Source organism: uncultured Oribacterium sp. (assembly GCF_902481605.1).
GTDB lineage: Bacteria > Bacillota > Clostridia > Lachnospirales > Lachnospiraceae > Oribacterium > Oribacterium sinus.
Genome location: NZ_CABSXI010000025.1, coordinates 1 through 12,057 on the forward strand (window position 1 = coordinate 1; position 12,057 = coordinate 12,057).

Genomic DNA, 12,057 nt, shown 5'->3' on the forward strand with positions numbered 1-12,057 from the left:
TTCTTGTTAAGAACATCTTCATCTGCGCAGGAGTGGTATTCTGGGCTTCATCCAAGATAATATAGGCATTATCCAAGGTTCTACCACGCATATAGGCCAAGGGAGCAACTTCGATAAGGCCCTTCTCCGCATTGGCCAGATATTGTTCCGGTCCCATAATCTGGTACAGAGCATCATATAAAGGACGAAGATAGGGATCCACCTTGGACTGTAAATCTCCCGGTAAAAATCCAAGCTTCTCTCCCGCCTCTATAGCAGGTCTTGTCAGGATAATTCGGGAAACCTCCTCTTCACGAAAGGCGGAAATAGCCATAGCCATGGCCAGATAGGTTTTTCCGGTTCCCGCAGGACCGATGCCAAAGGTAATCATATTTTTCCGTATGGCATCCACATAGGCCTTTTGCCCTAAAGTCTTAGGCTTTACAGGTTTTCCCAAAGCGGTTCTTGCCAGCAAATCCTCATCCAAATGCAGGAGAGCATCTCCCTTTCCTTCCTTAACCGTCAAGGAAATGGCATAGTTTACATTTTGCTCATTAATAGCAGTCCCCTTTTGAGATAACTTCAAAAGGGAAAGAAGCACTTCCTTTGCTTTGTTTGCAGCGTCTTCTTCCCCTATGATTTTCAATAATCCGTCTCGATCAATAATACTGACTTGAAACTGTTTTTGAATCTTATTTAAATTTTGATCCATCTGTCCCAGAATATTCATTTCATGTTCCAGAGGAATATCTAATAGCAATTCTCTTTCCGCCATGGGACTCCTTTTTTGAAAGAAAATAGCCCTAATTCATTGCTGAATCAGGGCTAACATCTAAGCTATAAATTAGTTGAACTTACGCTTTCTAGCCGCTTCAGACTTCTTCTTACGTCTTACTGATGGCTTCTCGTAATGCTCTCTCTTACGAATTTCTTGCTGGATTCCTGCCTTAGCACAGTTTCTTTTGAATCTGCGTAAAGCACTGTCCAAAGACTCGTTTTCTTTTACGATGACATTTGACATGCGATACCCCAAACCTCCCTTCGGGCACAAACTAGAGTTTATTATAACACCAAAATTTCATACGTCAATGACTTTTTTAGAACTAAAGCTATTTTTTACCCGGAGCTTTTTCCTTAGCCCAGCTGTTTCTTCATGCTCTCCAAAGACTGCTTTAAAGCTTCCTCTAACTTTGCAGTATCCTTTCCACCGGCCTGAGCCATCTGAGGCTTACCGCCTCCCCCACCTCCAAGGATAGGAGCAATCTCTTTAATCAGATTTCCGGCATGGGCACCGAGCTTTACCGCAGCGTTAGCGGCTGTAGCCATAAGAATCGGCTTACCGTCTTCTACAGAGGCCAGAAGGATAAAGGCATTCTTATGTTTATCCTTTAAGCTGTCTCCCAGATTTCGAAGGGCATTTCTGTCCATTCCCGGAATATTGGCGGCAATCAGAGAACAATCCTTGTATTCTACCACTGCCAAATCTTCCACTTCCGCATTGGCCAGCTTCGCCTTTAACTGTTCGCACTGGGAACGGCTTTCCTTTAATTCCTTCTCCAGACTCTCTACCCTGGCCAATAAATGCTCCGGATCTGCCTTTAATTTTCCGCTAAGACTCTTTAACAGCTCCTCCTCATGGTGGAAATAATCAAAGAGGTTCTGAGATGTGATGGCTTCGATTCTTCTGACTCCGGCAGCAACACCCTGCTCGGAAAGAATCTTAAAGGCCTGGATGGAGGAGGAATTCTCTACATGGGTTCCTCCGCAAAGCTCAATGGAGAAATCTCCTACGGAAACCACTCTTACGGTATCACCGTACTTTTCTCCGAATAATGCGGTAGCACCGGATTTTTTAGCTTCTTCAATGGGCATTTCCCGTGTAAGCACCACGTCGCCTCTGGCAATTTCTTCATTGACCAAATTCTCAACCTTCTCAAGTTCTTCTTTGGTTAAGGCTGTAAAATGCGTAAAGTCAAAACGAAGACGCTTATCATCATAGTAAGCTCCCGCCTGTTCTACATGGCTTCCCAAGGTTTCCTTCAGAGCCTTCTGTAAAAGGTGGGTTGCGGTATGGTTTCTGGCGGTTAAAGCACGCTTCTTGGCATCTACCGTTAAAGTTACGGTATCTCCTACGGAAAAACCTCCCTGCTCTACAGTTCCCAGGTGAGCCAGTTTTCCCCCCTGTAAGTGAATCGTTTCTTCTACTGTGAATACGGAAGTTCCGGAACAAATCTTTCCCTGATCTCCCTGCTGTCCACCCATGGTTCCATAGAAGGGACTGCGATCGGTAATTACTGCGGCACGATTTCCCGCCTCAACGGAAGGACGAATTTCATCCTCATCTCCATTGTCCGCAAGGTATACCAATGCAGTAACCTTTCCTTCACATTCCAGAGTATCGTATCCAACAAACTCTGTCTTTAAAGAGGCATCCAGATTTTGGTAAATGTCGTCTCTTCCCATGTAGTTGGTGCTCTTTCTTGCCGCTCTTGCGGTCTCTCTTTGCACCTTCATCGCCTGCTGGAAAGCCTCTTCATCTACGGTAATTCCGCTATCCTCTAAGATTTCCTTGGTTAAATCCAGAGGGAAACCATAGGTGTCGTACAGACGGAAGGCATCTTCTCCGGAAAGAAGCTTCTCTCCCTTTTTCTGTAAGTCTTCCTTTAAGCCCTGTAAAATGGCAAGACCGTTATCAATGGTCTTGTTGAAACGATCCTCTTCCTCGGAAATAACCCGAAGAATCATATCTTTCTTTTCAGAAAGCTCGGGATATCCGTCAGAGGACAAGGCAATAGCCTTTTCGGAAAGCTTGGATAGACTTCCTGCAGGAATTCCTAAAATGCGTCCATGTCTTGCCGCTCTTCTTAACAATCTACGGAAAACGTAGCCTCTTCCCTCATTGGAAGGCATAATACCGTCAGAAGCCATAAAGGTGCAGCTCTTTACATGGTCGGCAATAATACGGAAGGAAACATCCGCAGTCTTGTCCTCCAGATACTTTTTTCCGGAAAGACTTTCAATCTCTGTCATCATGGCCTGGTTGGTATCCACGTCAAACAAAGAGGGAACATCCTGGCAAACTACCGCAAGACGCTCCAGTCCCATTCCGGTATCAATGTTCTTTTGAATAAGGTCGGTGTAATTTCCATGACCGTCATTGTTAAACTGGGAGAATACCACGTTCCAAACCTCTAAGAAACGATCTCCCTCTCCGCCCATTACATCCTCAGGGCCTGTACCGTATTTCTCTCCACGGTCATAGTAAATTTCGGAACAGGGACCGCAGGGACCTACACCATGCTCCCAGAAATTATCCTTCTTTCCAAAGCGATAGATACGATCTGCAGGAATACCGATTTCCTCATTCCATACCTTGAAAGCCTCTTCATCCTCCAAGTAAATACTGGGATAAAGACGATCCTTCTCCAGACCTACTCTCTCTGTCAAAAATTCCCAGGCAAAATGTAAAGCCTCGGACTTGAAATAATCTCCGAAGGAAAAGTTTCCCAGCATCTCGAAGAAAGTACCATGTCTTGCAGTCTTACCGATGTTCTCAATATCACCGGTACGGATACACTTCTGGCAGGTAGCCACTCTTCTCTTTGGCGGGATTTCCTGACCGGTAAAATAAGGCTTTAAAGGTGCCATTCCTGAGTTGATTAACAATAAGCTATTATCATTATGGGGAACCAGGGAAAAGCTTTTCATTACCAAATGTTCCTTCTCCTGAAAATAGGCTAAAAACATTTTTCTTAATTCATTAACACCATATTTCTTCATACAATCTCCCTTTATGCAGTATAGAAATTTCCTTACTGAATTTCTGAATGAGTAAGGTTTTAGCAAAACAAGAAGGCCTGCAATACCTTCTCTACACAATCTTACAAATTATACAGTACTTAGGGCTATGAGGCAAGGGAGGACAAAAAGTCTTTCAGCTTTTCTGTATAGAGGCTTTTGTTTACAAAAACCGATTCCGCATGACCTGCCTTTGGTACCAACAACAAATCTCTCTTCCCCTTGGTAGCTTCATACATTCTTTCACTATTTGCCGGCAAAATGTATTGGTCATCTTCTCCATGGATAAAAAGGATAGGCACCTGATTTTTTGCCAAAGAGTCGATGGGGCGCATGGTGGAAATAGGAATACCGAAATGAAGCTTGGCATATTGGTTCATAACCGGGCCGATAGCTGTTGGAATGTGACTGTATCGCCAGATTTCCTCCAAAACATTTTCGATATCGGAAAAACCGCAGTCAGCTACAGCGAAGGAAACATTTTGTACATCTTTCAATGAGGCAATTGTTGTGGCAGCTCCAAGAGATTCTCCATGCAAGCCAATCTCCGCATTCCTTCCCAGTTTTTCCTAAAAAAAATGTACTATTTCCGCCAAATCCTTTCCTTCCCTCACACTGTAGCTACAAAAAGTACTTTCATTTGCTCCATGCCCTCGTAAATCATAAATAATACAATTATAGCCTAAGGAAAGATAGATAGAGGCATACTTTAAACTTCCATATCGAGTATCCTTATAACCATGACTTATAATAACATATTTAGAAGAAGGGGTCGGGTTCTTTAAAATTTCTCCATGGAGCACATAAGAATCATAGCTTGTAACAGTAAACTCTTCTTTTTGCAAACCATTATAAAAGGAAGTATCATAATGTTCTCTTTGCCATTCCATCGACTCTTCCAGGCTTTGTCCTTCACCGTAGAATATATTTTTGCCAAGCATAGAGACAAAAGCTAAAAATAAAATTAAAATACTGATAAAAATCACAGCAAGGATAGATATATTAATATTTTTAATTATCATAATTTGCTCCTTTTAACGAAAAGGACTAGCCGTCCTGATCTTCAAAAATCTTCTCCAATAAAACAGAACACCTAGCCTTTGTCAGCTGAATATATTTTTTTAAGTAGTCAATATTTTCCTCTACACCGGTTTTCTCCATGCTTAGCTCTTTTTTACTCTCCATGCTTCTTTGACTCAAAAACACACTTTGCTCGGCAAAAAAGTTTTCCCTCTCATTTCCGGTGATATTTCTGCTGTAATAGCTTACCAGACGCTGCATTTCTTTATCGTAGAGTTCTCCGATTTTTTCATATCGTCTTCGCAGAGAGAGGTTTTTCTGCCAGCTTTCATCCTCTTCTATCTGATTCAATAGCTGAAATTCATTTTGAAAACGAAGATAGCTGTCGGAATCCGGCTCCTCCTCATCCTCTTCACTGGGAAGCAGGGAAAGGGGCTCCTGAACTTCTTCTCTGCTATTCCTGTTCTCCTCATAGCTTTTTAGAGCATTTTTCCAATGCCTGTGTAGGCCAAAGCTGACAAGACTCAGAAATAGGAAAAGAAGCAATAAGACCTTGAGATAAGCCATAAATTGTTTTCTGGGCATAATTATTCCGATAAATAAGCCGCTCTTACCTGAGGATCGGAAAGTAAGTCTCCGGCTTTTCCTTCTAATCGAATGTTTCCGGTTTCCAATACATAAGCTCTGTCTGCAATCATTAAAGCCTTGTTGGCATTTTGCTCTACCAAGAGTACGGTTACCCCGGACTCATGAATCTTTTGAATAATATCAAAGATTTCGTTTACGTAAATGGGAGAAAGTCCCATGGATGGTTCATCCAGTAAAATCATCTCCGGCTTTGACATTAAGGCTCTTCCCATAGCCAGCATCTGCTGTTCGCCTCCGGAAAGGGTTCCGGCTACCTGATTTTTTCTTTCCAAAAGACGGGGAAAATGATGATAAATCATATTCAGGCTTTCTTCAATTTCCTTTGAGTCCTTTCTGGTATAGGCTCCCAGCATCAGATTTTGGTATACCGTAAGGCTGGCAAAAACTCTTCTTCCCTCCGGAACATGGGCAAGTCCCTTGGAAACCAGCTTGTATCCGGGAAGCTTACTGACATTTTCCCCTCTATAAATGATTTCTCCCTGGGAATGGGGAATTAAACCGGTAATCGTTTGCAGGGTACTGGTTTTTCCGGCGCCGTTGGCTCCGATTAAGGTTACGATTTCTCCTTTGTTCACATGGAAATCCAAGCCCTTAATGGCATGAATCATCCCATAATGTACATGAAGATTCTTTACCTCTAAAATTTGTTCCATAATTACTCTCCTAAATAAGCCTTGATAACCTTCTCGTCATGCAACACTTCCTGAGTCTTTCCTTCTGTAAGGACTTGCCCGAAGTTCAGTACGGTAAGGCGATCACATATGCCGGATACCAGCTTCATATCATGTTCAATCAATAAAATGGTCATATCAAAACGATCTCGAACCAGTCTGATAGTGTCCATCAGTTCTTCCGTTTCATTGGGATTCATTCCCGCTGCAGGCTCATCCAATAAAAGTAAGGAAGGATTGGTTGCCAAAGCTCTTGCAATTTCCAGCTTTCTTTGTTTTCCGTAGGGGAGGTTTCCCGCAAAGTCCAAAGCATGCTCTTCCAGATGAAAAACAGAGAGTAAATCCAGAGCTCTATCCGACATTTCCTTTTCTTTTTGAAAATACCGGGGAAGTCTAAAAATCCCTTCGATAAAGGAATAGGAATTTTCCTGGAAAAATCCTGCCTTAACATTATCCAATACTGTCAGCTTATCGAATAATCGAATATTCTGAAAGGTTCTGGCAATTCCTTTTTTGTTAATCTCAATGCAGGAGCTTCCCACAATATTTTTTCCATTTAAAAGAATTTCTCCGGTATTGGGCTGGTAAACTCCGGTAAGCAGGTTAAATACTGTGGTTTTACCGGCACCGTTGGGCCCGATTAAGCCGTACAATTCTTTTTTATCAATGGAAATATGGAACTGATCTACCGCCTTCAGACCTCCAAAGGAAATGCCTAAGGCATTCACTTCTAAAAGACTCATGCATTCACCTCCTTACGGAACAGACGATGAAGAATATTCTCCCGAAAAGCGATAAAGCCGGGGGCGGAAGTAAATAGCATCATCACAATCAAAACAACGGCATAAATCAACATTCTGTAGTCATTTAAAGAACGAAGAAGTTCAGGAAGCAGAGTCAGAACAACAGCGGCCAAGATAGAACCGCGCATATTGCCAATTCCGCCTAAAACCACGAATACCAGAATCATAATGGACTGATTGTATCCGAAGTTTTTCGGTAAAGCCTGTAGAGAGCTTAAATTATGGGCATACAATACCCCGGCAATTCCTGCAATAGCCGCTGAAATTGTAAAACAAAGCAGCTTCAGTTTTGAAGCAGGTAATGCAATACTTTCCGCCGCAATACGATTATCACGAATCGCCATTACCGCTCTTCCTGTTCTGGAATGAATAAAATGCTGGATAAAAAGCATAGACAGTAAGAGAAGTACAATTCCTACGGTGAAGTTACTGTACTTAGGCGTACCGGTAATTCCCTGTGCGCCTTTAATAATCCATTTTCCCCCTTCTCCCAAAGCAACGGCGGTACCGTCCTTTAAGGAAAAATGCCAACCATTCTTATCCACACCAAAATACAGAGCATTAATGATGTTTTTGATAATTTCTCCGAAGGCCAAGGTTACGATAGCCAAATAGTCTCCTTTCAGCCTGAGAACCGGAATTCCGATTAAAAAGCCGAAGAATCCGGCAGAAATAGCGCCAATGCAGAGGGCAATAAAGAAAATCAACATTGGAGGCAGAGAGCTTCCCTTTAAAAGCATGGAACAGCTTGCGGAGAAGAAAGCTCCTACGCACATAAAGCCCGCATGCCCCAGTGACAATTCTCCGGAAATACCTACTACAAGGTTAAGGCTTATGGCCAAAATAGAATAAATACACAGGGGAACCAAAAGTCCCTTCATCAGAGAACTGACTGAACCGGATTTTAGGAATAGTTGAACAACAAAGTACACGATAAGAATGACTCCGTAATTCAAAAAAATATCTTTGATTTTTTTCATTTGTACATTCTTCATCTTACACCTTCTCCATAATCTTCTTTCCTAAAATTCCGCTTGGCTTAATCAGCAATACAATAATCAAAACGGAAAAAACAATGGCATCGGACAGTTTGGAAGAAATATAGGCCTTGGACAGATTTTCCAGAACGCCAAGTAAAATTCCGCCGATAAATGCTCCGGGAATAGAACCGATTCCTCCCAATACGGCAGCCACAAAGGCCTTAATGCCGGGCATGGCTCCTGTTGTTGGAGTAAGAGTAGGATAAGCGGAGCAAAGAAGGATTCCGGCCACACTGGCCAGAGCGGAACCAATGGCAAAGGTAAGGGCAATGGTACCGTTTACATTTACTCCCATCAAAGTGGCTGCACCCTTGTCCTCGGATACCGCCAGCATAGCCTGTCCTGCCCTGGTTTTATGGATAAACAGTAATAAAACAACAGCAACTAAAATTCCCACCAAAATGGTGACCATAGTTTCTCCGGAAATGACCAGCTGTCCTCCTGCCAGCTTCAAAGCAGGAAGCTTTACAAAGGACTGGAAGCTTTTGGGATTGGCTCCGAAAAGCAATAAAGCAAGATTTTGTAAAAGATAAGACACACCGATGGCAGTAATCAATACAGCTAGAGAATTGGCTGAACGAAGGGGCTTATAAGCTACCCTTTCCACTAAGACGCCAAGGGCGGTACAGATTGCCATACTAAAAAGAATAGACAGGGGAATACCCAATCCCATCTGGTTAAAAGCGAGAAAAGCGGCATAGCCTCCCACCATCAAAATATCTCCATGGGCAAAATTCAGCATTTTTGCAATGCCGTAAACCATGGTATAACCTAGGGCAATGATGGCATACACCGAGCCCAAACTGATTCCGTTTAAAAGATAGGAAATAAAACTCATCTTTTTCTCACTTTCTCTTGATGTAAATAGAAAGGGCAAGCCTCAGCATTGCCCTTTCCATAATTCTTACCGGTGGCCCAGGCGAAGCCTTTGACTTCCGGTGTATAACGACTTCTTAACTAAAGATTCAGGCAGAGCCTGTAGTCTTCCATTTATAAGACAATCATTATTCGGCAGATACGTAAGCTCCGTCCTTGATAATGACAGCCTTAGGCTCCTTATCCACGTCTCCGGCCTCATTCCACTTCATGCCGGTACCGGTAAGTCCATCCAGGCTAATCTCTGTCATAGCCTTCTCCATTGCAGTACCCAAATCGGAAACACTCTGATCAGGAGTTAAGCCGGCCTTCTCTACAGCTGCCTTAATAGCATATACTGCGTCATAAGCATCTGCTGCGAACTGAATCGGAGTCTCCTTATACTTTTCTTTGTAGTTCTTTACAAAGTTAACGGTTAAATCATCCTTTGCATCGGCAGCAAAGGGAGTTAAAAGCATCAGGCCTTCTGCCAGAGAAACATCAAAGTTCTCCACGTTTAAGATACCGTCCATACCGTCACATCCGAAGAAGGTCGGCTTGAAGCCCATGGTATTGGCCTGAGTAAGTACTAAAGCAGCCTCAGTGTAGTAGAAGGGTAAGAATACCAGCTCAGCACCGGAATCCTTCATCTTCTGCAGCTGTGTGGAGAAGTCCTTGTTGGAATCAGCGGTAAACTGCTCATCAGCAACAACTTCCAATCCCTGCTTAGGCGCTTCGGCAACAAAGGAATCATGAATTCCGGAAGAATATACGTCAGAAGAATCATAAATAATTCCAATCTTCTTGCCTAAATTATGACTTCCGATATACTCTGCAGACTTTGTTCCCTGTGCAGGATCGGAAAAGCATACTCGGAATACATTCTTAGGAGCGGTAACCTCCACTGCGGATCCGGAGGGAGAAAGAAGAAACATATTGTCCCCTTCCGCTTCCGTTCCTACTGCGATAGCAGGAGCACTGGTAGTTGGTCCTACAAGGAACTGCATTCCCCAGTCCTTTAAGCTGTTGTATGCATTGATAGCCTTTTCCTGATCATGCTCATCGTCAGCCTTCTTGTATTCAATCTGGTATCCGTTGATTCCGCCATTTGCGTTAATCTCATCAATAGCAATTTCCGCACCGTTTACTACGGCATTACCATATACTGCAGCGCCGCCGGTTAAAGGTCCCTGTCCTCCGATTTTCCAAGTTAATCCGCTCTTCTCGGCTCCGGAGCTTTCTGCATTTGCCTTAGATTCCGCTTCTGTAGCTTTCTTCTCTCCGCTTGCGCCTCCGCAGGCTACTAAAGATGCTGCCATTAATGCGGCTAAAACCATAGATAATTGTTTTTTCATGTTAATCCTCCCTTATTTCACTATCAGTAAAATACTTTCCGTATTATAGGGAGAAGTTCTTTTCTTGTCAATTCTTTTTATAACAATTTAACATAAAAAAAGAGGTAGATATAACTAAAAGTAATACCTACCATGAATAACATACTATGGGAAGCTAACGCCCGGACTTTCCGCCCGACTATCCCTAAGCATAAGATCCATTACGGCCTGCTTCGGGTTCTTTCCCTCAAATAATACCCTGTTTACTTCATGGACTATGGGCAGGTCTACACCATACTTTGCGCCTAAAGCTAGAGCAGCCTTGGCTGCGTATACCCCTTCTACCACCTGTCCCACTTCCTTCATAGCTTCTTCATAGCTTAATCCTTCGCCAATCAAGAAGCCTGCCTTACGATTTCTGGAATGCTTGGAGGCACAGGTTACAATCAGATCGCCGATTCCGGAAAGCCCGGCAAAGGTCTCCAAATGCCCTCCCATAGCCTGTCCCAGCCTTGCAATCTCCGCTATACCTCTGGTAATCAGTGCAGCCTTGGTATTGTCTCCGTAGCCTAAACCGTCTGCAATTCCGGCCGCTAATGCAATGACATTCTTTAATGCGGCACCGATTTCCACTCCCAGAACATCTTTATTGATATAAACGCGAAAGCTGTCAGATTGGAAAGTTTTTTGTATGGTTTTCGCACAGCTTTCTTCTCCTGCAGCACATACAATAGTGGTAGGCAGAAAACGGGATACTTCCTCCGCATGGGAAGGGCCCGAAAGAACCGCCACAGGATTTTCCGGAAAAATCTCTTCCAATATCTGGGACATGGTCAGTAAGGTCTTTTCTTCTATCCCCTTGGATACCGTTAGAAGAATCTGATCTTTTTGAATATAGTCCTTTACCTGCTCTCCTACAGATCGGGTAAACAAAGAAGGCACCGCAAAAATGACCATTTCCTTATCCTTTAGTGCCCTTTCCAAAGAGGAGGTGATTTCGATATCTTCAGCAAAGCTTGTACCCGGAAGATTCTTCGGTTCTCTGGTTTTTTTCAGTTCTGCTTCCTCCTCTTTAGAATAGGTCCATAAGCTTAAGCTGTGATTGTTTTTTCTTAGCGTTATGGCTAAGGCGGAACCCCAGGTTCCGATACCCAGAATAGCAATCTTCATGAAGACTCCTTTGTATGAAAATAAAATTTTATATTGAGAAATCCTTATTCAAGAAAAAAACTTAATCTTACAAGTTACTCTTTCCGCTTTTCTATTTATTCTTGCCAAATTTATTTTCCGTACCATTCATTAAGCGTTTCATATTTTCCCTATGCTGAAACAAACAAAGTAAGGCCAAAAAAAGACTTAATCCACACATCGGCAGGTAAATAGCTTCCGAAAACGGAAAAAGAATTCCTGATTTTCCCATAAGAAGCACGGATAAAAAGAAGACAAAAACGGAAAGAACAGAGCCTAAGCTGACATATTTCGTTGTTAAAACTATCAGGATAAAAAAGCATAAAAGTCCCAGGGTATATAAGGGAGCCAAAGCAATCAACAAAGCACCGGTGCAAGCCACACCTTTACCTCCCTTTACCCCGGGGAGGATAGGGAAATTATGTCCCAGAATGGCTCCTATACCGGTGAGCATTAAAATCAAGGTTTTCTGATCTTCATTTGCCGGCTTCCAAAATAAAATCATCAGAAATATAGGAACCATACATTTCGCAATATCCATTAAAAGAACCGTGATGCCGGCTCTTTTCCCCAAGGTTCGTAAAACATTGGTACTTCCCGGATTGCCTGAGCCCTGATGATAAATATCTACTCCCTGAGATTTCGCATAGAGATATCCATTGGGTATATTTCCGAAAATATACCCAAGAATAAAGCAAACACAAAGTTGAAGTATACTCAT

Annotated in this window: 13 protein-coding genes; all 13 read right to left on the reverse strand. The window is 42.8% G+C overall.

Translation table 11 applies throughout. The features are described from left to right. A partial coding sequence (locus RDQ32_RS05855; protein WP_308579467.1) for a PhoH family protein occupies positions 1-754 on the reverse strand: 754 nt, incomplete at its 3' end. A gap of 69 nt (positions 755-823) precedes the next feature. Beyond that, a complete protein-coding gene (gene rpsU / locus RDQ32_RS05860; RefSeq protein WP_005539624.1) occupies positions 824-1,000 on the reverse strand; it encodes a 30S ribosomal protein S21 in 177 nt (58 codons plus the stop codon). 113 nt (positions 1,001-1,113) lie between these two features. After that, on the reverse strand, positions 1,114-3,759 hold the full coding sequence (alaS, locus tag RDQ32_RS05865; protein WP_308579468.1) for an alanine--tRNA ligase: 2,646 nt from the start codon (positions 3,757-3,759) through the stop codon (positions 1,114-1,116). Between the two features lie 125 nt (positions 3,760-3,884). Continuing rightward, positions 3,885-4,340, reverse strand: coding sequence for an alpha/beta hydrolase (locus tag RDQ32_RS05870; RefSeq protein ID WP_308579486.1), 456 nt, complete (start codon positions 4,338-4,340; stop codon positions 3,885-3,887). Positions 4,341-4,346: 6 nt separating this feature from the next. Further along, a complete protein-coding gene (locus RDQ32_RS05875; protein ID WP_308579469.1) occupies positions 4,347-4,799 on the reverse strand; it encodes a hypothetical protein in 453 nt (150 codons plus the stop codon). 25 nt (positions 4,800-4,824) lie between these two features. Further along, positions 4,825-5,382 (reverse strand): hypothetical protein, encoded by a 558-nt coding sequence (locus RDQ32_RS05880; RefSeq protein WP_308579470.1) that lies wholly within the window; start codon positions 5,380-5,382, stop codon positions 4,825-4,827. Positions 5,383-5,384: 2 nt separating this feature from the next. Next, complete coding sequence (locus RDQ32_RS05885; RefSeq protein ID WP_183684035.1) at positions 5,385-6,098, reverse strand: ABC transporter ATP-binding protein; 714 nt, start codon at positions 6,096-6,098, stop codon at positions 5,385-5,387. 2 nt (positions 6,099-6,100) lie between these two features. Further along, entirely contained in the window at positions 6,101-6,859 is a 759-nt protein-coding gene (locus RDQ32_RS05890; protein ID WP_308579471.1) for an ABC transporter ATP-binding protein, read from the reverse strand. Beyond that, a complete protein-coding gene (locus tag RDQ32_RS05895) occupies positions 6,856-7,914 on the reverse strand; it encodes a branched-chain amino acid ABC transporter permease (protein ID WP_308579472.1) in 1,059 nt (352 codons plus the stop codon). Before RDQ32_RS05895 ends, RDQ32_RS05890 begins: the two co-directional genes overlap by 4 nt. A gap of 1 nt (position 7,915) precedes the next feature. Next, positions 7,916-8,797 carry a branched-chain amino acid ABC transporter permease gene (locus RDQ32_RS05900; RefSeq protein ID WP_183684038.1) on the reverse strand — a complete coding sequence of 294 codons (882 nt, stop codon included), beginning with the start codon at positions 8,795-8,797 and terminating at the stop codon, positions 7,916-7,918. A gap of 166 nt (positions 8,798-8,963) precedes the next feature. After that, positions 8,964-10,169: an ABC transporter substrate-binding protein gene (locus tag RDQ32_RS05905; protein WP_308579473.1), complete on the reverse strand. Its 1,206-nt coding sequence runs from the start codon at positions 10,167-10,169 to the stop codon at positions 8,964-8,966. Between the two features lie 144 nt (positions 10,170-10,313). Beyond that, on the reverse strand, positions 10,314-11,318 hold the full coding sequence (locus RDQ32_RS05910) for an NAD(P)H-dependent glycerol-3-phosphate dehydrogenase (RefSeq protein WP_308579474.1): 1,005 nt from the start codon (positions 11,316-11,318) through the stop codon (positions 10,314-10,316). Between the two features lie 91 nt (positions 11,319-11,409). Beyond that, the gene (plsY, locus tag RDQ32_RS05915) at positions 11,410-12,057 is read right to left on the reverse strand and encodes a glycerol-3-phosphate 1-O-acyltransferase PlsY (RefSeq protein ID WP_308579475.1); all 648 of its coding nucleotides are present in this window, start codon (positions 12,055-12,057) and stop codon (positions 11,410-11,412) included.